The organism is Nostoc punctiforme PCC 73102, from assembly GCF_000020025.1.
Taxonomy (GTDB): Bacteria; Cyanobacteriota; Cyanobacteriia; order Cyanobacteriales; family Nostocaceae; genus Nostoc; species Nostoc punctiforme.
In genome coordinates this window covers 7,026,853-7,049,892 of record NC_010628.1, presented here as the reverse complement: position 1 = coordinate 7,049,892, position 23,040 = coordinate 7,026,853, and the positions used below count along the sequence as shown (strand labels likewise).

The 23,040-nt window shown below is 40.4% G+C and carries 19 protein-coding genes; 7 read left to right on the top strand and 12 right to left on the bottom strand.

The genetic code is table 11. The features are described 5' to 3' along the window. Nucleotides 1-641: 641 nt before the first annotated feature. A complete protein-coding gene (locus NPUN_RS28825) occupies nt 642-4,394 on the bottom strand; it encodes a tetratricopeptide repeat protein (protein ID WP_012411942.1) in 3,753 nt (1,250 codons plus the stop codon). A 210-nt stretch (nt 4,395-4,604) separates the two neighbouring features. Further along, on the bottom strand, nt 4,605-4,823 hold the full coding sequence (locus NPUN_RS44585; RefSeq protein WP_012411941.1) for a hypothetical protein: 219 nt from the start codon (nt 4,821-4,823) through the stop codon (nt 4,605-4,607). Between the two features lie 357 nt (nt 4,824-5,180). Between NPUN_RS44585 and NPUN_RS28815 the strand changes: the two genes are divergently transcribed. Further along, nucleotides 5,181-5,885 carry a P-loop NTPase family protein gene (locus NPUN_RS28815; RefSeq protein WP_012411940.1) on the top strand — a complete coding sequence of 235 codons (705 nt, stop codon included), beginning with the start codon at nt 5,181-5,183 and terminating at the stop codon, nt 5,883-5,885. A gap of 20 nt (nt 5,886-5,905) precedes the next feature. Here NPUN_RS28815 and NPUN_RS42170 read toward each other — a convergent pair whose 3' ends face one another. After that, entirely contained in the window at nt 5,906-6,067 is a 162-nt protein-coding gene (locus NPUN_RS42170) for a hypothetical protein (RefSeq protein WP_167315672.1), read from the bottom strand. Between the two features lie 7 nt (nt 6,068-6,074). Here NPUN_RS42170 and NPUN_RS28810 point away from each other — a divergent pair, with 7 nt between their 5' ends. Continuing rightward, on the top strand, nt 6,075-6,797 hold the full coding sequence (locus tag NPUN_RS28810) for a class I SAM-dependent methyltransferase (RefSeq protein WP_041565695.1): 723 nt from the start codon (nt 6,075-6,077) through the stop codon (nt 6,795-6,797). A gap of 42 nt (nt 6,798-6,839) precedes the next feature. On the opposite strand, the gene NPUN_RS28805 is transcribed toward NPUN_RS28810, so the two are convergent. From NPUN_RS28805 to NPUN_RS28795, 3 genes are all read right to left on the bottom strand, one after another. After that, on the bottom strand, nt 6,840-7,397 hold the full coding sequence (locus tag NPUN_RS28805; protein WP_202947521.1) for a YidH family protein: 558 nt from the start codon (nt 7,395-7,397) through the stop codon (nt 6,840-6,842). A 340-nt stretch (nt 7,398-7,737) separates the two neighbouring features. Beyond that, on the bottom strand, nt 7,738-8,400 hold the full coding sequence (locus tag NPUN_RS28800; RefSeq protein WP_012411937.1) for a hypothetical protein: 663 nt from the start codon (nt 8,398-8,400) through the stop codon (nt 7,738-7,740). A 79-nt stretch (nt 8,401-8,479) separates the two neighbouring features. After that, nucleotides 8,480-9,190 (bottom strand): cadmium resistance transporter, encoded by a 711-nt coding sequence (locus tag NPUN_RS28795; RefSeq protein ID WP_012411936.1) that lies wholly within the window; start codon nt 9,188-9,190, stop codon nt 8,480-8,482. A gap of 207 nt (nt 9,191-9,397) precedes the next feature. Here NPUN_RS28795 and NPUN_RS28790 point away from each other — a divergent pair, with 207 nt between their 5' ends. Next, nucleotides 9,398-10,414: a LysR substrate-binding domain-containing protein gene (locus NPUN_RS28790; RefSeq protein WP_012411935.1), complete on the top strand. Its 1,017-nt coding sequence runs from the start codon at nt 9,398-9,400 to the stop codon at nt 10,412-10,414. Between the two features lie 377 nt (nt 10,415-10,791). Here the strand turns inward: NPUN_RS28790 and NPUN_RS28785 are convergent, their stop codons facing one another. Continuing rightward, entirely contained in the window at nt 10,792-11,160 is a 369-nt protein-coding gene (locus NPUN_RS28785) for a pentapeptide repeat-containing protein (protein ID WP_012411934.1), read from the bottom strand. 627 nt (nt 11,161-11,787) lie between these two features. Between NPUN_RS28785 and NPUN_RS28780 the strand changes: the two genes are divergently transcribed. Together NPUN_RS28780 and NPUN_RS28775 are read left to right on the top strand one after the other, a co-directional pair. Then, nucleotides 11,788-13,113: an ABC transporter ATP-binding protein gene (locus NPUN_RS28780; protein ID WP_012411933.1), complete on the top strand. Its 1,326-nt coding sequence runs from the start codon at nt 11,788-11,790 to the stop codon at nt 13,111-13,113. 198 nt (nt 13,114-13,311) lie between these two features. Continuing rightward, nucleotides 13,312-15,051 (top strand): ABC transporter permease, encoded by a 1,740-nt coding sequence (locus tag NPUN_RS28775; RefSeq protein ID WP_012411932.1) that lies wholly within the window; start codon nt 13,312-13,314, stop codon nt 15,049-15,051. A 251-nt stretch (nt 15,052-15,302) separates the two neighbouring features. On the opposite strand, the gene NPUN_RS28770 is transcribed toward NPUN_RS28775, so the two are convergent. Continuing rightward, the gene (locus NPUN_RS28770) at nt 15,303-15,833 is read right to left on the bottom strand and encodes a hypothetical protein (protein WP_012411931.1); all 531 of its coding nucleotides are present in this window, start codon (nt 15,831-15,833) and stop codon (nt 15,303-15,305) included. Between the two features lie 434 nt (nt 15,834-16,267). On the opposite strand from NPUN_RS28770, the gene NPUN_RS28765 reads away from it, so the two are divergent. Further along, entirely contained in the window at nt 16,268-16,624 is a 357-nt protein-coding gene (locus NPUN_RS28765) for a hypothetical protein (protein WP_041565694.1), read from the top strand. A gap of 269 nt (nt 16,625-16,893) precedes the next feature. Here the strand turns inward: NPUN_RS28765 and NPUN_RS28760 are convergent, their stop codons facing one another. Both NPUN_RS28760 and NPUN_RS28755 read right to left on the bottom strand, forming a co-directional pair. Continuing rightward, entirely contained in the window at nt 16,894-17,475 is a 582-nt protein-coding gene (locus NPUN_RS28760; RefSeq protein WP_041565693.1) for a hypothetical protein, read from the bottom strand. Nucleotides 17,476-17,677: 202 nt separating this feature from the next. Beyond that, on the bottom strand, nt 17,678-19,030 hold the full coding sequence (locus NPUN_RS28755) for a trans-splicing intein-formed DNA polymerase III subunit alpha C-terminal partner DnaE-C (RefSeq protein ID WP_012411929.1): 1,353 nt from the start codon (nt 19,028-19,030) through the stop codon (nt 17,678-17,680). A gap of 357 nt (nt 19,031-19,387) precedes the next feature. Here NPUN_RS28755 and NPUN_RS28750 point away from each other — a divergent pair, with 357 nt between their 5' ends. Then, nucleotides 19,388-20,341: an SGNH/GDSL hydrolase family protein gene (locus NPUN_RS28750; RefSeq protein WP_041565692.1), complete on the top strand. Its 954-nt coding sequence runs from the start codon at nt 19,388-19,390 to the stop codon at nt 20,339-20,341. Between the two features lie 378 nt (nt 20,342-20,719). On the opposite strand, the gene NPUN_RS28745 is transcribed toward NPUN_RS28750, so the two are convergent. Both NPUN_RS28745 and NPUN_RS44285 read right to left on the bottom strand, forming a co-directional pair. Next, complete coding sequence (locus tag NPUN_RS28745) at nt 20,720-21,823, bottom strand: response regulator (RefSeq protein ID WP_012411927.1); 1,104 nt, start codon at nt 21,821-21,823, stop codon at nt 20,720-20,722. Between the two features lie 745 nt (nt 21,824-22,568). Next, nucleotides 22,569-22,691: a hypothetical protein gene (locus NPUN_RS44285; protein WP_272913940.1), complete on the bottom strand. Its 123-nt coding sequence runs from the start codon at nt 22,689-22,691 to the stop codon at nt 22,569-22,571. Nucleotides 22,692-23,040 lie beyond the last annotated feature (349 nt).

The window sequence follows — 23,040 nt, the reverse complement described above, 5'->3', positions numbered from 1 at the left end:
GTAGCGTCTCGCAGAGAAGTCGAAACTCGTCAACCTGGGTATATTCTTTGTGAGAAATCACCTAAAAGGCTCATCTAAATGAGCCTTTTACTCAAAATATTACGTTTACTAGTTAAGTATGTTTGCGGGTTCCGTGAAGGCAAAGAATATCCTGGAAATGCTAGCAGAACGTCTCAGAGTGCTTGGTGTAAATCCAGATTCTTTGGTTTAGGATGTGCTTCGGGGTGAATTATGGCGATCGCAATCTCCAACAACTAAGCCACAAGTCTAAAAAACTGCTGAACGAGTATCAAAGACTCATTAATGGAGTTCAGAACCTCTTTAATGAGTATCAAAGGCTCATTAATGAAGTTCAAAGACTCTTTAATGAAGCTCAAAGGCTCATTAATGGAGTTCAGAACCTCTTTAATGAGTATCAAAGACTCATTAATGGAGTTCAGAACCTCTTTAATGAGTATCAAAGGCTCATTAATGGAGTTCAAAGACTCGTGGATAAATCAACTTAACGCAAAATAGGCGATCGCTTACAGGAATTCTTCAAAATAGGCGATCGCTGCCAACCCGCAAAGCCAAATTAAATTCCGACTTTCCCAATTACGTAGCTTGCTTCCCGTAGGGTACTACGAATTACGAATTACGAATTAAATCTTGCACCTCGCTACCATTTGCCTAACTTCCTCAGCATCAGGAGATTGGATACGCTGCAATATCTCCAAGGCTGGCTGCAAATAATCTAGTGCTTGATTATAATTTCCCTGTTGTTCTGCTATATGTCCTAACCACCACAAAGTCATAGCCTGAGTTTGGACATCGCCGATTTGTTCAGTGATAGCGAGGGATTGTTGATAAAGGGCGATCGCTTCTTCTATTTCTCCGCTATTGGCTTTGAGTATTCCCAAACAGTGCAACGTCGCCGCCTGAGTTTGGACATTGCCGATTTGTTCAGTGATAGCGAGGGATTGTTGATAAAGGGCGATCGCTTCTTCTATTTCTCCGCTATCGGCTTTGAGTATTCCCAGTTGGTGAAACGTCGCCGCCTGAGTTTTGACATCGCCGATTTGTTCTTTGATAGCGAGGGATTGTTGATAAAGGGCGATCGCTTCTTCTATTTCTCCCCTATTGGCTTTGAGTACTCCCATTTCGTGCAACGTCGCCGCCTGACCTTGGACATCGCCGATTTGTTCTTTGATAGCGAGGGATTGTTGATAAAGGGCGATCGCTTCTTCTATTTCTCCCCTATTGGCTTTGAGTACTCCCATTTCGTGCAACGTCGCCGCCTGACCTTGGACATTGCCGATTTGTTCTTCGATAGCAAGGGATTGTTGATAAAGGGCGATCGCTTCTTCTATTTCTCCCCTATTGGCTTTGAGTACTCCCATTTCGTGCAACGTCGCCGCCTGAGTTTGGACATGGTCGATTTGTTCAGTGATAGCGAGGGATTGTTGATAAAGGGCGATCGCTTCTTCTATTTCTCCCCTATTGGCTTTGAGTACTCCCATTTCGTGCAACGTCGCCGCCTGACCTTGGACATTGCCGATTTGTTCTTCGATAGCAAGGGATTGTTGATAAAGGGCGATCGCTTCTTCTATTTCTCCCCTATTGGCTTTGAGCATTCCCAAACAGTGCAACGTCGCCGCCTTACCTTGGACATCGCCGATTTGTTCAGTGATAGCGAGGGATTGTTGATAAAGGGCGATCGCTTCTTCTATTTCTCCGCTATTGGCTTTGAGTATTCCCAAACAGTGCAACGTCGCCGCCTGAGTTTGGACATTGCCGATTTGTTCAGTGATAGCGAGGGATTGTTGATAAAGGGCGATCGCTTCTTCTATTTCTCCGCTATTGGCTTTGAGTATTCCCAAGTTGTGAATAATTGCTGCTTTTTCTTCTTCGTCTTCTGCTGGACAGTTATCTAACGCTTGTTGATAATGCGTTTGAGCTTTATTTACATCACCTAATTCTTGTTCAGAGCGAGCTAACTCGTGTAAGACTAAATAATCTTCAGCAAGTTCTAAAGTTGATTTGCATAATTGAACAGCTTCTCGAAATCGGCTTTGACTTTTCCAACTTCTTGCAAGTTTCCCTGCAATTTCTACAGTAATCTTGTTTACCTTTCCTCGGAACGCCAACCGATGAATTTCTAAGCGTTGTTCCTCAATTTCTGTTTTCACCTCTTCCCACCACAGACGATACAGCACCTCAGCCGCCTGCTTATGCAAAGCTTCCCCATCTTCTGGTAACTGCACTGGCAAAATGCGCGGCACTCGTAACGCCTCATCATGACTCACTTCCAACAGCCCCAACGCCACCGCCCGACTAATATAATCTTCCAAATTGGGGATAGTGTCACAAACTGCGGCTAAAGCTTCCCTTGGTATTGGCAACTCAAACACCAAACCCCGCGCCAACATCTCCCGCATAGTTGAATCCATCTGTTGCAGCAGCGCCTCTGCCAAAACTTGCTCTCGCAACTCCACCGGATCTGCTGCCAACCGATTCAAAATTGCTGCCACATCAACAGTTGTATTTTGCAGAATCTTATCCAACCATTCCAGCAAGCGGGGATTACCATCCGCCAACTTCTGCGCCTGCGATTTTAACGCCTCATCCACCTGAGATTTAGCACTAAAGGCTGTGAGGCGATTAAACTTTTTTTGCAAATCTGCACCTTGCAGTGCATCCAACGGCTGCTTGTGGAAATACTGCAACAGAGTAAATTCAAAATCGTAACGGCAAGTAATAATGATGCGATGGGAAGTGTAATTTTCTTTAATTGCCCAAACTAAAGCCTTCATTACCTCTGCTGCTTCCGTTTGCAAGCGACCTAACCCCCCTAACCCCCCTTCCCTGCTAGGGAAGGGGGGAACTGGACTCCCCTCTCCGCCTCGGAGAGGGGTTGGGGGAGAGGTCTCTAAATTCACTTCAAAGTCATCCAGCACCAACAAAAACGGCTTTGCTTGCTCATGCAAATCCTGGAAAACTCGCCGCAGCCGAAATCTCAATTCTTCATCATAATTTTGTAGGCTTTTGCGTTGTTCGTTGTCATCCAACTTTTCCGCCAAACGACTCACCAAACTCGCTTCATCGATTCTTCCCACCCAGACAACACGCTCAAAATTCGGCAGTCTGTCGCACAGCCTAGCTGCTAAACTACTTTTACCCAAACCGCCCATGCCATGAATCAACACCCCAACCTCATCGGTTGATTGACTCAGCACTCGCAAACAACTTTGCAATTGGCGGCGACGACCAACAAAACTTTCCCGCGTCGGGACTTTGACTTTACCTGCGGCATCTAAAAACTGGGTAGAAACAGAAAGCGGTGGTGCTGGTTTCCGTCCAGGTTTTCCTCTGGGTGTGACTAATGAACTTGGTAAATTACCTGCTGCATACAGCCGCAACAAATGCCAATCCCACGCGTTGTTCTTAATTAATGCTTGATAAGTACAAGCCACAGCCTCAGCGATCTGCTTTCCGGCTGATAATTCCTCATATAATGCGGCTGCTGCGGCTGTCGCATCGGCATCTAAAACCTTTTGACCCCAACCCAAAACCGCTTTTGCTCCTGATTTGAGCAACTCTTCTGCCATTGACGGCACAGATCCCGAATTGCCAGCTTGCCCAGTGCGACAACCAGAGAGGAAAATGAGTTTAGGCAGTTGAAATTGTAATTCTTGGGCAATATCCCCAGCACTCGCATAGAAAGCTTCACCTGTTGCGGTTTCTGTAATAAAGCGCGGTTGCCCATCTTGAAAAGTAGCATGACCCGTCAGGTGTAAAACATCAAAATAATCTTTGCCGTAACCATCGACTAAATAACCCAACTCCGACAAACAGCCGCTTTCTTCCACCGTCAGCGCTAAAGGTTGCCGCTTTGTCGCCTCCAAAATCCGTGCTTCCTCCCCCTCAAAATCCAGCACAGGCTCGACATTCAACGGCGAAGTCGCCATAAACAAAACTTGCAGCGCCCGGTTTTCTGCTTCCCCGTCAATGGTCAATTTTTTTACCGTGCTATCCGATACCCACCGCACCGGAACAATAGCCGGGACACGCTGCACTAAAAAACCATTGCCATCGTGCAACACTTCCCAAGGCAGATGAGCAAGTTTTTCAGATGTAGCGATCGCTAACACAATCCCCTCCCGCCGATACTTATCTAGCAAGGGTTGTAGCCAGCGATCGCTCCCATCCAACCAGTTATACAACCGCCGCCCAGTTACCGTATAATCCTCTGGGAAAAACGAAACGTAATAATCTCTCTCAGCCAACTTAATCAAGTCGGCGATTTCTGTTAAACAGAGCGATCGCTTCTCATACTGGTTAGGATTATCAACAAAGTAACGTAACTCTACGTAATTATCATCAACTGGCTTAAGGTCGAGGTGGAGCGTTTGCACGTTCTGAATCCTGAGACTTCAGTATTTACCCCAAGTCTACCACCCCCAATTCCGTAACAACAGACGCGATTAATCGCATCTCTACGATTCTAAAATTTGGCGAATCTCTTCCAGGGTTGCATCCTCTAAAAGAAGTCGCCTACCATTGCGCCCGACAATCAACACCTTTTCAATTCTTTTACCAGACTGTTTGGCTTTATACTCCTGATATCACTTGCGGATTTGTTCAGCAATAGCGATCGCACCCCCAACAATACCAACGATGGTAGCAACTGTTGCTGTTATTCCTTCTCTTTCCGGTGCATCTGAACTCACTGCATAGTTACCAGATATACCAGGAATTGCCAAAAGTACTTCTGTTGCTGCGTAGGCGTAGCCCGCCGTAGGCATCGCATCTTCACCCTCAATCGCTAACTGAATTTCCGCCATAGTGTTGATCTGCAAGTAACTCCAGGCTTATTTTAAACAACTTCCCTTGGCAATTTCTTCTCAAAATTCCTAATTCTTGTTGTAAAGAATGTCTGAAAACCTAAATTTTCGGTTTTTAGTTCTCAATCAACTTACAACAAGAGGCTTAAGCCCCTTGTTTTGTCTTAGTCCGCGCAGATGGTCACTGAGCCTGCCGAAGTGCGGACTTTACCTGTGTAAAATGAGACTGTTGGAATATATCCAAATCACGGTTATACTTTCTCATAAAACCACCAAAACAACTAGGCGGCAACGGCCAAAAAGTTCTTATTTTGGGAAAGATGTATCAGGCTTTAATAAGTATTAGAGGTGGCTGTAATGCCGACGATTCATTTTGTGGATGGTGAAAAAGGCGGGGTAGGAAAATCTCTCTTTGCCAGGACAATGATTCAGTATTGTCTGGATAAGAGAATCCCATTTGTACCAGTGGAGACAGATAGATCGAATCCAGATGTGGCAGGGGTATATAAGGAAATATGTAAGTATGCTGTGTTTAGTGAGAACGAACGACAGGCAAATAAGGCAGATAGAATATTCGAGTGGGCCATAGAGAGGCCAGTAATTGTGAATTTAGCCGCACAATCGCATAGAGCAGTGCAAGGGTGGATTGAATCTAATCAATTACTTGAACTAGGAAGTTCGCAGGGAGTGATGTTTTGTAAATGGTTTATATCGACAGGAGGATATGACAGCATCAACCTGTTTACTCAGTCAGTGAATACTTACGGTGAAAAAATCCCTCATATTCTGGTGAGGAATTTGGGGCTGTGTGATGATTGGGAGCATCTAGAGTCAGACTCCAACTTTCAGAACATAGTAAATAAATATCAGATAAAAGTTATAGATTTTCCGAAGTTAGCATACAGAGAAAGAAACATAATTGACCAAAATCGCCTGACTTTTGCAGAGGCTAGAGAGTATAAAGAATTTGGGATAATTGGGAAACAGAGAGTCGTGAATTTTCTCAAGCTTGCTTATGGTGCTTTTGAGAAAGTAGGTATCTGGTATGAAAAAGTTGAATAGCAGTCATTAGTCATTAGTCATTAGTCATTGCTACTAATGACCAATGACGACTTAGGACAAACCGCAGTAGGAGATTTGATGGGTATGCGATGGCGTATCCGCCTGCCGTAGGCGATGGCGTACCCGCCCACCGGAGGCGATCGCAAAACAAATTTGACTACAATTCTTAGAAAGAGTAGCAAAAATCTAATGTCCAAAAAGTCTGATTCGCAGTTCCAAAATCTCTTTACTTCAGCCAAATCAAGCAACTGGGACGAAAGATTAGGCCAAATAGCCTATCGCTTTAACCGAGAGTATCAACGTGAAACCTTTGAACTCCCAACTGAAGTCCAGGCGATGCCGATATTCCGTGAGTGGATTGGAGGTAGTTTTTCAGGGAGAATTGCTTCCCCTTTTTGGGAAATTGCTCAACCTCAAAAAAACCAGCACTGTTTAGATATTGGCTGTGGTATCAGCTTCTTAATCTATCCTTGGCGGGATTGGCAAGCATTTTTTCATGGGCAAGAAATTAGTAATGTGGCACGCGACACCCTTAACTCTCGTGGGCCACAGTTGAATTCTAAGCTGTTCAAAGGTGTTGAGTTGGGAGCAGCCCATCAGTTGAACTATTCACCAGAGCAGTTTGATCTAGCGATCGCCACAGGATTTAGCTGTTATTTTCCACTGGAATATTGGAATGCAGTACTGGCAGAAGTTAAGCGAGTCTTAAAACCAGGTGGGCATTTTGTGTTTGACATCCTTAATCCAGAACAACCTTTAGCAGAAGATTGGGCAGTTTTAGAAACCTATTTAGGGGCTGAGGTGTTTTTAGAGCCTGTAGCTGGCTGGGAAAAAGCTATTAAGGCTGCTGGCGCTAAAATAGTCACGCAAAAATCAGGGGAATTATTCCAAATGTACAAAGTGCGGTTTTGAAAATAAGTAGCTAGGCATTAAGTCTGCCTATCTACTTAGTCATCATTCCGGGATAAGTGGACTTGATGGATCTAAAGAACTTGTAAAAACAAAATAGATTACCCCAGTTCCGAGAATCATCACAGCGAGACTGAAAAGTAACACCCATCTGTCTGTCGGTTCATAAGTATCTTCTTCGATATCACGACGGACAGCGAAATAGTGACTGGTTGAGAGCCACACTGTAATCAAACCCACCAGCGAAAAGACTAAACCTAACTTCCAGCCGTTGCCGGGACGGGGTACTAAAGGTACATGGAAGGCACGCAAACGCACAATTACAACACCAAAACCTAAAAGAGCAATCCCTGTCCGCATCCAAGCCAGGTAGGTACGCTCATTTGCCAAGTGATCTCGGATTCGAGAAGGATTGAGTCGTCCTGGCTTTTTTTGATCTTTATCTTCTTCTGCGGATTTCAATTTTAATTGCATCAATAACACCCTTATCCCCAAAGCGGCTCTTCTCAAAAAAATGCGGAGGTAGTAGGAAATCTCTTTCCAGATGACTTGCACCCAGCGCAATAGTTGCGCTACTGAAATATGCTTATTATGATTGTACATTTTTTTTCAAAAATTTTTTAATGCAGATATCGAAATAAAACAAGCCTAATGGAAGAATTCGAAACTCGGAATTGATAGTATAGAGCCGCTCTAATACCAATTTGAAAAAAGAATGCGATAAATAGACCATTTGTAGAGACACGATTCATCGCGTCTTTACCCAAAGATGTGTTGCAATCATTAATTGAATTGGTATAAGTAATAAGGGTTCATAAAAAAACAGCCAAGAATCAGAGAGATTTTTCACCAGTGCAAGTCAGGTTTTTTCTCTAATGTTGGCTGTTAGTTATGCTATTGAAATTGAGAACAATCCTTCAAAAATAGACTATGCAGTTCTATTTCAAGACTTCTTGGTAGGCGCATTAGGAACTCGTGTATCGATGATAGCCTGCGATATATCTGGGATAAACCAGTTAGCCTTATTGCTGTTAAGAACTTTTACAGTCGGAACATTCAATTCAATCGCACCACTATCTGGATTTGTCTTAATCACCAACTGAGTTCCATCAAGGATTTTCAGAGCCACAGGTCCTGTCAATTCTTCACCTTGCCCATTCGGACTAGAAGTAAAGTTTGCTACCTTAATATCATTCGGTAGATAGATGCCATCACAATCCCAGTTATCTTTAGTTGACTGACCATTAGCTAGAAAATACAGACCATTGTCGTATACGGCATCTTCATTGTCTTCATCATTTGGTCTTTTACCGTATACTGCTATGGTATTACCTGTTTGGTTTTCGCATTTCCCCCAGTTAATTCCCGTCTCTAAAGCATATTTTTGCAGTGTTAATTCCTCGGCTCTCTTTTGAATTTCTTCTGGTGTCAGACCTTGAACTTGAGTTTGAGCATCTTTTGTTTTAGACAGTTCGTTAAGAGCTTTAGTGACTTCGATATAATCAGGGTTTTTGCTAAATTTTGGTCTATCAGCAAAAGAAGGTTGAGCGAAGGCTAGATTAGCGAAAATCATTAAGGCAATTAGAAGAGATTTCCAGACTTTCATGTTTTGATTCCTGTTGATGGGGAAGATATTTTGTAGTTTTAAATTCATTTTCGTAAGAAAATTCATGATGCACATCTTTCTAGATACTTAACTTTTCTTGTTCTTCACTCGAAGATTGAGTATTGAAACCTAAGATTAATGAGAATATATAACTAGAAACTACAGATAAAAGAGTCCAGGTAACGTTTTCTGTGACAATAAACATGCCCAAACCAATCAAGATACAAGGTACAAAAGTGTTGCCATTTTCAGTTAAAAAATGTGCGATCGCAGGCAAGTAGGTCAACTTATAAGCGGTATAACACCATACGCCCACTAGGGCGAAGAATACACTGAGTATAATCAGCAGACTATCTAATTCCGAATTGGCAAACAGAGGCACGTAGACGCTGATATTATCACTACCATTGGCAAAGGCGATCGCAGCGACGTTGCAAGTTTGGGGAGAGAAAAAACTCTTAACTATAGAGGGACAAGATGGCTCGGTTTCTTCTGCACCTTCCTCTGGTGAATCCTCTTCGCGTTTTAGTGAACCACTCACACCAATGATTATTGGCATTAAACCAAGTAGTCTAATCCAGTCCTGCGGTATAATTAGTCCACCGAAAAACCCAGGAAGGCTAGCAACAATCAGTGCAGCAAAGCCGAGATACTGACCAGCAAGGATGTGACGACTGCGGAACGTTTTATTTATCTGTGAAAAAAGCAACGTCAGAATCACAATATCATCGATGTTGGTGGCAGTGAATGCCGTGATCCCTGTGGTAATTGCAGTTACTAAACCGCTCATTTTTGGAAGTCCTTATTTTGATGCTTGGCAATTGGGCATTAATCATTGGCCATTTACAAAAAACAAATGACTAATGACAAATGACTAAGTAAAAGGCTTTGATTTATACTTTAGTGAAACTAACCGATAGAATCAAATGCTTTTGTTTGTCAAAATGATAAATGAAAGTGATTAAATCTTTGACACCAAGTTGTAGGGATACCATAAATGGCAGGAATGACCCTTGAGCAGCTAAAAATCTTTCTGGCTGTGGCGCAGCACTTACACTTTACTCGCGCAGCAGAGGAGCTTTATATTACACAACCTGCCGTCAGTGCAGCAATCCACAACTTAGAGCAAGAATATGGTGTGAAACTATTCCATCGGATTGGTCGCCATATCGAGATTGCTGAGGCGGGTAAATTACTGCAAGTGGAAGCGCAGAAAATTCTCGATCAAGTTTCCTTGACTGAACGTGGATTGCGAGAATTGAACAATCTGCAACGGGGTGAATTGAAATTAGGATCAAGTCTGACAATTGGTAACTACTGGCTACCAAGTAAGATTAGTGAGTTTAAGAGCCGATATCCCGGTATTCAAATTAACTGTAGCCTTGCCAATACAGAAGAGATTTGTCTAGGAACGGCCACAGGACAGTTTGATTTAGGTTTGGTAGAAGGAGATGTGAAGCCAGCGCTCCAGAGTACTCTAGACTATGAAATAGTGGGCAGCGATCGCTTACAAATAGTAGTAGGTCGAAAACACCCTTGGTTTGAGTGGGGAGAAATTGACTTAAGTCAATTGACTAAAACCCCTTGGGTGATGCGCGAACCAGGTTCTGGAACCCAGCAAAGGTTTGAGGAAGCCTTACAAAATTGGGAAATCAATCTCAGTGAACTGGATGTAATTTTAGTATTCAACAGTGGAGAGATGACAAAAGCAGCCATCGAAGATGGTGTCGGTGCGATCGGAATTTCTGAGTTGATGGTAAAAAAAGAAATACAACTGGGAACTCTACGAGCAATTCGAGTGATTGATAATAGAGACGGTAACGCTACGATGCCTACGGCGGTCACTGAGCGTAGCCGAAGTGCGGGCTACACCTACGCAGAAATAGTTCGACCTTTCTTCAAACTCAAGCATCGTCAGCGTTTTCAAACTGCTCTTTCCAAAGTCTTTGAACAAATGTTGATCTCATCTATGTCAGATGGCTCGCATCAACATATATCAACATCACTTATTTGAAATAACATCATTTTGACTGCTATCTAGTAATATCAAATCCTTTTTTATCGGAATTATCCCTCTTTCCTTTCCCTCTGCACTCTCAGCGTCTCTGCGGTTTTTAAGCATTCAGATGCTAATTGCTTTACAAACCCGTCCCTCACCGAGTCGGAGCTACGGTGTACACACATCTCTCTACAAAACCAAAATGTAGTAGATCCTCCTAAATCCTCCGATAAATTGGAGGACTTTGAGAGGTTCATGCCCCCTTTTTTTAAGGGGGTTGGGGGGATGAAAAGCTTGTGGGGCAAATCTTAAAGACTTGTATGTACACCTCAGCCGACTCAGAGAGGGATAGACTTGAACTAAAGTTCAAAGCAGGGAGAGGTTGGTGGAACTCACACCTTCCGCATATTTCTACTAATGGGGTCAAAACCTCTAGAAAACCGAGTGCTTTCATCGTAGTAAGCGCCAGTTAGATTCGCTCCATATAACTTGGCATAGTTGAGTTTGGCTCCCCGGAGATTGGCTTCATTCAGTTTGACACCGCTCAAATTAGCTCTAGTCAAATTCGCTTTCGCTAAGTTAGCTCTACTCAAATCTGCTCCCCAGAGTTTAGCTTTAGCTAGGTTAGCTCCACTCAAGTCAGATCCCCATAGATTTATTCCAGGCAAATAAGCTCCAATCAGCCTGTTTCTACTCAAGTTGACGGCTGGAAAATATCTTTCCCCTGCGGCAAAACGCCTTTTTAATTCCTCTGTATTCACAATCGCCACCCAACAAGAATCAGATTTATATCTCTAATATATAAGGTGCTTCTATTGTAACCACCATAATAGAGGTTCTTTATTTAATATCTGCAATTACTCCAATTTACTCAAATGCACATATCTAATATGGTAATCCGTTTTGATTTCTGTTCGCGCAGGGTGGTATAGCCATAATTGGAGGCAAGAGGCAAGAGGCAATAGGCAATAGGCAATAGTTAAGAAGCTTCTCTCAGTTGTACTGAATGTTTTCAGAAATCAAACATGAGTCCTATAGAACAATTTATAGTAACTTCTTCCTTTTAATATTCTGGTTGACGATTATTATATTGCTGCAATTAATAGATTTATCGTAATCAATTATGAATCAGAATAGTCAAATAATAAAAAGAACATTTCATTAAATCAATATACAATCATATTAAACTCTTTCCAAATTATGATTTCGGACTCCTATTAGTATTAGCGGGTTATTTAGCCATCTTGTAGCTAATTTTATGACGATGCAAATGATTCGTTAGGCTACAGTACGGTTCAAATAGCGGAATCAAATATTTTTAGTCTGCTTTAACTGTAAAATAACCTCAACATGAGATTATATTTAGTTATTTTCTTAAAGAAAGAGTTATGGTATTTAAAACAGCAACCGAACAGCTGATCGTCCTAAAAAATGTCAGCAAATCTTATCAGCAGCCCAACGGCCAACAGATTGTCATTCTGGAAAATATCAACCTTGAGTTACGTCCAGGGGAGATAGTTGCATTGCTAGGGCCTTCGGGTTCAGGCAAATCTACTTTAATGCGGATAGTTGCTGGGTTAATTCCTCCCAGTCAAGGTGAAGTCATATATCATAACCGTCCCCTAGTTGGTTTAAATCCTGGGGTAGCAATTGTTTTTCAAAGTTTTGCCCTTTATCCTTGGTTAACTGTACTAGAGAACGTGGAACTAGGTTTAAAAGCAAAAGGAGAAGCGCCAGATTCTCGACGGCAAAAGGCGCTACGAATGATTGATATTATTGGTTTGGATGGGTTTGAAAATGCCTATCCCAAAGAACTTTCTGGGGGAATGCGTCAGCGAGTTGGATTTGCTAGGGCTTTGGCTGTAGAACCAGAACTATTATGTATGGATGAGCCATTTTCGGCATTAGATGTGCTAACGGCAGAAAACTTGCGGTTTGAATTATTAGATTTATGGTTAGAACGCCGCATACCCACCCAAGCTATTCTCATTGTCACCCACGGGATTGAAGAAGCGGTAATTATGGCGGATCGAATTATTGTTCTCGGACGCAATCCGGGAAGAATTAGGGCTGACTTACCTGTGACTTTACCCCATTACCGCGATCGCAAACATCCAACTTTTCAAGCCTTGGTAGATCGAGTTTATACAATCATCACCAACCCCGAATTAGAAAAAATTGAGCTAACAACGACTACCTCTGTAGAACCTGCAACACCACCAGCAAAATATCAATCTTTACCATCTGTACGAACTGGTTCCATTGCTGGTCTTTTGGAACTTTTAGAAGATCGTCAAGAAAAAGACTTATATCGCCTGGCCCAAGAATTGCAATTAGAAGTAGATGATATTTTGCCCATTGTAGAAGCTGCAAAATTAATGGATTTTGTAGAACTTGCAGAAGGCGATATTAGCTTGAAACCAGTCGGGCAGGAATTTATCAATGGTGGTATTGATGAACGCAAACAAATCATGCGATCGCAACTCTTAGCTAATATTCGCTTGGTACAGCAAATTTACCGTCTTCTGGAAGCGAAAAATAATCAACGCATTCCAGAAGAACTGGTATTAGATATCCTAGAAAGTCACTTTAGCCCAGAAGAAGCCGAACGACAATTAAAAACCGTCGTAGATTGGGGTCGTTATGCCGAAATATACGGCTACGATGAGCCATCAGGACAAATATTTTTAGAGCAAGTTGTTGTTAGTCATTAGTCATTGGTCATTTGTCATTTGTCATTTGTTATTCTTCTCTGATCTGCCCCTACTCTCTACTTACAGAACTTTGCAAATAAATGAGATACAAATGCAGGAATCACGCATTAGATAGAGTTTCTATTTCCTGCCTCCTGCCTCCTGCCTCCTGCCTCAAAACCCCTCGCTATTTGTACTTCACAGCAAAAGAAAACTGCTATGACTCGACCTCTTACTCCTGCTAATAAAACTCTAGGACGTAGCAATTGGACTTGGCAAGATGGATTGCTGATTCTGGTAATTTTATCTTTCATTGTGGCAATTATTAGAACTGCTTCTAAATTTACCGGTACTTTTGAACCTGAACTCACAATTTCTACAAATATCAATGCTTTGCCAGGATATACAGCCCAAACGTTGATTCGCATGGGACTGGCTTACTTTTTCTCCCTAATTTTTACCCTCTTGTATGCTTATACTGCTTATCGCTCTCGAATTGCAGAACGGATTTTAATTCCGATGTTGGATATTCTGCAATCGATTCCAGTATTGTCTTTTTTACCAGGTGTGGTACTAGCTTTGATTTCCCTGTTTCCAGGTCAGAGAATTGGTGTAGAACTAGCAGCAATTTTGCTAATTTTTACTGGTATGACCTGGAATATGACTTTTAGTTTTTACCAATCTCTTCAAAGTATTCCGCAAGAATTACTAGAAACATCAAGGGTTTACCGCCTTAATCCTTGGCAACGCTTTTGGACATTAGAGTTACCATCTGGTGTGATTGGTTTGGTATGGAATAGTGTAATGTCGGTGGCTGGAGGTTGGTTTTTTTTAATTGCCATTGAGTCATTTACTTTGGGGAATCAAGATTTTCGTTTACCAGGATTAGGCTCTTTTTTAGGCACAGCAGCCAACAAAGGAGACTTTAAAGCGATATTTTGGGGCTTGGTGTTACTGATTGCGATCATTGTGGCAACTGATTTTTTTGTGTGGCGGCCACTGATTGCTTGGGCAGAAAGATTTAAGTTAGAGATGATTGAAACTGAAAATGCACCCCAATCGTGGATATTGGATACTTTCAGGCGATCGCCTACTTTACGCGCAATTAGCGATCGCGTTTTTCAGCCATTACAAACAGTTTTAGACGACAGTTTAATTCGGTCGTTTCCCGTGCGTTCAGTACCTATAAATGCCAAAGGCAACCTCAACTTGCCGAGTTTTTTAAATTGGATATTTGTTAGTGGCTTCAGCTTAATTGTCCTGTGGGGTACTTGGGAAGCCGTACTACTATTACGGACTCTAGGCTGGGATGATTGGCAACAGGTGATAAAAGGCGCTATGTTAACGGCGTTGCGGGTGATAATCGCTTTGATATTATCATTGTTGTGGACTGTACCTGTGGGAGTAGCAATTGGTCGCAATCGACGGTTGGCTCAAGTATTGCAACCATTGGTACAAATCGCCGCTTCTGTGCCAGCAACAGCCTTATTTCCAGTGCTGCTGCTAGGTTTAACCCGCATCGCCGGCGGTTTGCAGATTGGTGCGATCGCTCTGATGATGCTAGGGACAATGTGGTATATCCTGTTTAATGTCATTGCTGGGGCACAGTCGATTCCCTCAGACCTGATCGAAGCAGCTTCGGTGTATAAACTCTCACGTTTGCAACGTTGGCGAACCTTAATTTTACCTGCAATCTTCCCCTACCTAATTACAGGAATTATTAGCGCCGTTGGTGGTGCTTGGAATGCCAGTATCGTAAGTGAGTACGTTACATTTCAAGGGCGAGTAATTAGTACTTCTGGATTAGGGGCAACGATTTCTTACGCCACCGCGACAGGCAATTTCTCACTATTATTAGCTTCGACAGCGATCATGTCTCTGTTAGTAGTGTTGACCAATCATTTAGTTTGGCGACCTCTTTACAATCTAGCTCAAGAGAAATATCAATTATTAGTTTAAAGGTTTGTAGTTAGGGCTTCAGCCCTAGAGTTAGGGTGGAACCGGAATCAAAGTCCCCCTTAAAAAGAGGGATTTAGAGGGATCTAGAACTTTTGATACCGATAAGAGGATTTTTAAAACATCTTCTCAGAGCAAGCCTCTTCTTTTTAGCTGAAAAACACTTAATTCACATAATCGAATTAAATCAAACTTTGTGGGATGGGCAACATGAGCGCCTCAATTATGCAAGTTAAATGTGGAAAAGCTTACACTTACTTCACTGGGATAATTTCAAACTCGAAAGTACTTATCAAACGGTCATCAATATAGACTTCTATCCTATGCTTACCAACAGGATCGCCAGGGGTAATCGTCCAAAAATTCTCAATTACACCCTCTGGAGCTGACTGTGTGCGCCGTGTCACAGATGTCATCCCGTCTGGTGACATTGAGAAGTCTTCACCGCGATCTGTTCCCCAAGTTTCTGGAGCTTTTGGTAAACGCAATACTTCGCGCCATTTTACTTCACCTTGGTAGTCTTTGAGTTTAATCCGCCATCCGTAGGCGTTTCCCTGCTGAAGTGGCACTCTTGTTGTTTGGAAAATGGTAACGTTACCTTTGGTGTCAACTCTCTTCAACCCAAACTCAGCGTTGCTGACAGTAATCTTTTTCAGACTTGTTGGCGTAGGAAATGGTGTGGCATTTTGTGCTACACCCGAAGTAGCGGCGATCGGCTCAGAACATATAACCCCAAATATTAGCCAAGAAGAAGCTAGCACAGCAATAGTAGCCCAAGTTCTCATTAGTATGATTTTCCTGTCAGACGTTTGGTACTTATTCCAGTAATCTGACATATTTTCCGGGTCAAAGATACTTATGGTTGGAAAAAGATGAAATTATTCTTACAGATGGTTTTGCTGAATACTAGTGTTGGCGATCGCTAGTGAAGCTAACATCTGGATAATTGTTTTTCCATACAGAAAAATTGATGCTCGATATGGCTGTGTTAGATTAACAGCTTCACTAGACGAAAATAAGCTCTTATCTACAATGTACTGGTTTAATGATATTATGTAATAATTTGTTGCATATAATATTTATTATCATCGTCCAGTTTAAAATGTCTATCTTTAATTGTTTAGATAAAAAACTACTGATAATTTTAGTCTGTTTAGCAATTCCAGGTAATTTATTTGCATCAAAACCTTATAAATGTCAAGTAGTAGGAAAGTGATTTTTGAAAAAAGAAATATGGCAAAAAAATATTTCTATTTCTTTGAACGAAGATGCAATTCGTTCACCTAAAATAATAAATAGTGTTGTTCAAAAATCAAATTTAACTCCTATTAACGCTGAATCTCTTTTTCCAGAAGATTTGACTATAAATCTGAAGATTCAAACTATTCCAAATACAAACATTTTAAATATTTCATATTCACATTCAAATTCCAATTTAGCGGCAAAAGTTGTTAATAGTGTAATGAAAAACTATCTTGAAGAATTCTCATTTCAATTTCAAAAACAAGCTGCAATCTCGAAAAAATTAATTGAAAATGATTTAGCTAGAAATAAGAATTATCCGACAATTACTTAGGAAGTTATGCGAATCTAAATATGTAAACAAAGACGAAATATTTCAGTATCAAAATACTTTGGAGAAGCTGAATACCGAATATACGAATTTATTGAGCGAGTTGCAAGAAATAATAATTGCAACAAATCAATCGATAGCAAATGTCCGAATTATCAGTTTAGCAAGTTCCGATTGTAATAAATAATTTGGTTTACTCAAAGAGGTAAAGATTGAAGTTTCAGCAAAAATAAAAAACATAAACTGCAACAAACTCACTTGCATTCCGAAAACTAATTCGGTTTTTGCACTATTATTTTGCTTACTTCATAACTTTTTTCACTAGTGTGATAACTTCTTCGCCATTTTTCGAGATGATCTATAGATATTGATTTAGATGTGACATTTACACTGCTTCCTCGCCAAGCAACTTCTGCATCTGTTGTGAAAACCCCACATTCTAATTGATCTAGCCTCATATTCCAATATTCACTAAATCGACCTTTTAAAGTTATAACTTGCTCAAATACTTTGTTTCTGTGTTTATTTCTTCTTTTTCTTTCTGTTGCTCCTGTTGCTTCTGTATCAATAAACTTAGTTTCAATTAAAAATAGACTACCTTTAAAAGTCCGGTAGACAAAATCACACTTCCCTAAATCTGTATAATCTGAAATTGGAGATTTTTCAAATAACAGCAATTCAGCGCACGAGGGAAACAAGTCTTTAATATTCAGAAATAAATAAGCTTGTAATAGAAGTTCCTTGTCATAAGGAAATAAGATGACTCCCTCAAAAAACTTTTGAATGTCATCGTGAGTTTGGGGTTGAATTTTTTTACAGTATGAAACAAATCTATGTAGCTCATTTACAATCATCAAGTTATAACTCCTTCCCCCGGTCGCAGCCTTAAGGGTGTTAGCATAAAAAGATACCATTCCCTAAAGGAAATTATCATCCGCATAAGTAACTAAAAAAACGGTTTAAATCCTGAATACTTAAGGCAATTTACTGTTGACAGTTCAATAAAACTAATTTTTCAGATGCTTTTCAGTATTAATGGATTTTTCACTTCTGGTATTAGCTACCAGTGAGCGATTTGATATGAGCAGGAAAACTAGCATTTTGCAAAGCTTGAACGGTTATTCTTGAATCTTGTACAGAAAACTGCCAACCCAAGCGAACAAGTTTCCGAGACTTTTCAGTTTGGATAATTCCAATAACTGGCATTTTTGCCTTTTCTTTGTCTACTGAATGCTCTTGCAAAATTGTTTTCAAGAGATGTAGTTTTTCCATATCACCTGCTTGCTGGGGATTTAACTCTACCATTACCATTTGTACTGTTTCCACTGGCTCTGCATCTTCAACAATAAATTGAGTTTGCTCGTCGCGTCGGTCTACTTTCCCCCAAATAATCAATCTTGTATCAACTTGAAGTAAGGAACTAATGCGTTCATAAGTTTTAGGAAAAACTACAGCTTCTGATTGTGTGGTTAGGTCTTCTATTTGCAAAATGGCCATCTGATCGCCTTTCTTTGTCACCACTTTTTTGACGTTATTTAACATCACAACTGCACAAAGCCTTGTGTCTTCCCTTTGCTCTCCTAATTGCGAAAGGTTAATTGGAGTTAAAAGTGGTGCTATTTGCCGTAAGGATTTCAGTGGATGGTCTGATACATAAAAACCTAATAATTCTTTCTCCATCTGCAACTTTTTCTGTGGGGGTAAATCTGTCACAGGTTTAGATTTAGGAGCAGTTTCAAAGGCATTATTTACTCTTTTATTCTGAGTAGAAGAAAATCCATCGCCTAATAAGTCAAAGAGATTCCCTTGTCCACTAGCTCTGTCTTTGGCGCGAGATTGTGCCCAATCATACACTAATTCTGAGTCATTAATTAACTGTTGGCGGTTGGATTCAATTTTGTCAAAGGCTCCACAGTAAATCAGCGATTCTAGAGTCCGACGGTTAACAGCACGTAAATCCACACGATCGCAAAAATCAGCGAGAGATTTAAACTCTCCTGTCTCATTTCTCGCCTCTAAAATACAGGCGATCGCATTCTGTCCCACGTTACGCACCGCCGAAAATCCAAACAAAATCTTTCCCAATGTCGGTGTAAAATCAACACCAGAACGATTAATATCTGGCGGATCTATGGAAATACCCATGTTTGTACAGTTAGTAATATATCTCTGTACCTTATCGGTATCGCCACTGTTAGCAGTTAACAGGGCTGCCATATATTCCAATGGGTAATTAGCTTTTAAATATGCTGTCTGATAAGTTACATAACCATAGGCGGTCGAATGGGATTTATTGAAACAATTAGAAGCTATGAAGCCATTTTTGAGTGCAAAATTATGGTCGCGCTCAACTCCAATGTCATAGACATTTTGTTTGCCTAAATATTTACGTGTGGCTATTTTGATCATCCTACCTTACCCCCGAAAAAAAATTTGCGAAATTAATTAATTGATAAAATGATAAAAATTGTAGTCATAGTAATACTGGTAATATAAAATTATATCACTAGAAAACACTGCTATACTCTTACACAAAAGTAGACATATTAGGTAAACAGTTAATAGCCATGTAATTGCTGTTTTTAAAGCTTAGAAATAGATTCCAATACATATTAATCACCTTAATTCAGGTGCTAGAAGAGTGGATGAAATCAGGGGAACAAAGAAAGTTTTTCCTTCTACACCTTGCCCCTGTACCTCTTTCCAATGCCGAATGTGTCAGTTAGTATCGTTGAGAAGCAACACGGTATTAAAGGGTGTGGGTAGGTGAAAGTGGCGCTGATCGTAATTTTGGCGGTAGTTCTGGGATTATTTATGATAGTCGAGATCGGACTGCGATCGCTCTTTGGCTTTGGTAATCCGCTAATTTACATTGGTGATGAGCAGATTGGCTATTTATTGGCTCCTAACCAGCGTACCCGTCGTTTTGGTAATCGCATTGAAATTAATGAGTATTCTATGCGAGGTAGTGCGATAAATAAAACACCTGCACCTTCTACGCTGCGAGTTTTACTGTTAGGGGATTCTATTGCTAATGGTGGCTGGTGGACAGATCAGACTAATACAATATCGGCGATCATGATGCGTTCTTTAGCATCATCCACTCATCGTAATTATCAGGAAGTAGAAGTACTGAATGCTTCAGCTAACTCTTGGGGGCCAAGGAACGAGTTAGCCTATTTAGAGAAGTTTAGCAATTTCAACGCGCAAGCAGTAGTGTTATTAATTAATACCGATGATTTGTTTGCTACTCCTCCCACTTCTTTACCGGTAGGACGCGATCGCAACTATCCTGATAGTAAACCTCCCCTAGCGTTAGCGGAAGTGTGGCAACGTTATATCGTTAAGCAGAAGCCAATTCCTGAAATGAAAGCGGTGCAAAATGAAGCAGGCGATCGCGTGGGGATTAACTTGGAAGCGATCGGCAAAATACAAGCCTTGACTTGCCAAAGCAACAGCCAATTTTTACTAGTTATGACTCCCTTACTGCGAGAAATTGCCGAACCAGGCCCCCGTGATTACGAAATTAAAGCCCGGCAACGTTTGAGCGATTTTACTAAAGCCCAGCAAATTAACTATGTAGACTTTTTACCGATATTCAATTCAACGAACAACCCGCAAGGTTTGTATCACGATCACATTCACCTCAATTTGCAAGGTAATAAAGTTATCAGCGAAGTTTTGGAGCGATCGCTTTTAGAAATACTGAGGGAGATATAGGAGCTTTGATTTTTAACTTACTGCGTGGGAAGGCAAGAGGCAAGAGGCAATAGGCAATAGGAAAGAAGGCTTTTTGAGTTGTACGGAGTTTTTTCAAAAATTAAATATGAGTTCTATACTAATTACTCAGACTTACTAAAATCGTCAACTCTAACAGAAAATATTCGTATTGAGTGATTTCCCACTCATGAAAATTAATTTATATAGCTTGTTTAGTACTCATTATCTTAATAGAATGGTAATTTTTATAGTTGAAATGATTATTAATTTCAATTAAATCAGACAATCTTTTACAACTTGAACACTAGCCATCCAAATAATACTTAACCTTGAATCTAAAAAAATTGATTAAGTGCAGTTATTTATTATATGAGAAAATTAAATAATATGTTTAAAGATTACTTTTAGTAAATCTCCTTGTGTAAAAGGCTTAGTTAAATAGCCTGATGCTTTGACCATCTTAGCTTTGGCTCTATCTATAAATCCTACTTTTTCTGACACGATAATTACAGGTGTATTTTTAAAATGTGAATGTTTACGCAGCAAAGAGCAGAGTTCATATCCATCTAAATTTGGCATCGAAATATCCAACAAAATGATGTCGGGTTTTGTGCGAACAATCTGCATTAAAGCTTTTAAAGAATCGGTGACTCCCACAACACAAAATGTTTGCTCATCTAAATAACTTTGAATAGTATTCAATACCGTAGGACTATCATCAATACAAAAGATTGTGTAAATTTTTTTGTCAACAGGAGGTTCGGTAATTCGCTGACCCCTATGTTCACTACTATTAAGAGAGTAGATTGGTGGTCTATAGCCGTTCGTTCTAAAAGAGTTTGGTGTACTTTTGCTCTTAGATTTTAGCTCATTGATTTTGAACAATTCTGAACGTTGTGATTGAGAAGTCGGTGAAGTCTGACGATCGGCTGCTTCTCTACGAGATGCTACGCCAACGTTTTGGGGCGTTTGACATCGTTCAACCAGTAAGCGGAGATTCAGATGACAAAACTTTGGCATGTCATCTAGAAAGCTTTCAGGAATAAATTCATAACTCCCCTCTTCTAAGTTCAGAAATGACTCCAGAACTTCTAGCGCCAACTGCTCTATCAGCATCGCCGCTTGAAAGGGACTGATATATTTCTGATTAACTAACCAGCAAATAGCCAAATAATCTGGGTTCGGTATTGCCTGATTTTCAATCCCAGTTTCAAATATCGCCCGTAACTGTTCGTGAATTTCACGGGGGAGAGTAGAAATTTGCTGACTCAAGCGTTGCAAATTTCTGTAAAGTGGCTCAAACATTTTCTCTGAGTAGCAGGCATAAATTAGTTTACCCTCATCTACATATATTGACCAAGAGCCCGATCTGCTAAACACCTGTAAACAACCAGTAACAGACTTACCAGTGATTTTTTTCAACAAAGATAAAGGCTGGAGCTTTTGAAAAAATCTGTATCTATTAATCGGAAGTGTCATCATTGGGATAGCTCTGGAATAAAATTAACATTGCAGGCGAAATTAGTGAATTACCTTTTCGGAATTCACTGCGACTTTGTTGGAAGCACAATCAGATAAATATAGCGGTCACATTTGAGTTAGTACAGAGATTCCACACCCCCCAACTCTTAATTAACCAATCTCTGTTAAGCTAGAAAGCACGAATTACAACTAAACCAATCCATATTATTGCCCAATAGCAAAATGGCCCGACTGGTTGCCAGGATATAGTATTTCAAAAACTAGATTGGTTTTCTGTATCTTTTGCTAATCTAGCCAATCTAACAGTAACTCAAGTGCAACAAATAGACTATTGGCTCTCGCCCATCAGTCACAAAAGTATCATTATTCTCCGTATCTAGTAGCCTAAAATTGCAGATACTTTAGTTCTCTTAGAAAAGTTTTTTTTGCCCATCATACTTAAGTCTGAGGCAATCAAAATCTCCAGTGCTGTAAACGAAAAAGCTCCTTTATCAAGGCTTTTATGGATTAATTTAGCACTGGAGAGCAATGTTTTGTCACCATGACTAAAGTTGTCGGGTACTTTTGCTAGAAGTCTATTCTTGAGGGAAACTTCATAAAGAGAAAGAGTACTATTGGAAACTAAGCATTCAAAAAACCCAATTTCTTACTTAGGTCTTGAGCTTGTAGAGCAACTCTTAGTGTTGGGATTGGGCAAAACTATCAATTGCACAACAAGAATGGGAAACCTCCGACCAAGGATGAGTTAGCTGACAATTGCCGCCATAATGGTGTGTGGTGAGATGCACAGGCGACCAAACCAGCAGAAGGGAATCTCTTCATAAGTACTGGAAATGGGTTCTAATGTTGTTTGGGGCGAAATATTCACCTGGCACAATTTGAAGTGACAAATTCAAGAACTTACAACGAAATTCTTGATTGGTAGTACATACCTGCAAAATAGCTATGTTCAGCTAGATGGTAGATAAGAAGTAATGTACTCACTAAAATTTAGATTACTATAATTTTCAAAAAAAGTTAGAAGAAATATCTAAACTTCATGATAAATCAGTAAAGTAACCATGAAAACTAATTAATATTATCTTTCAGTATTTTTTTGCTCTAATATCCGGGAAGGGTAAAAATGTACAGTAAAAGATAATTTTGCCTGCTTATTTAATTACACTTAATAGATAACTGAATCATTTTATAATAGCAATTTAACCGAAGAATCTCAA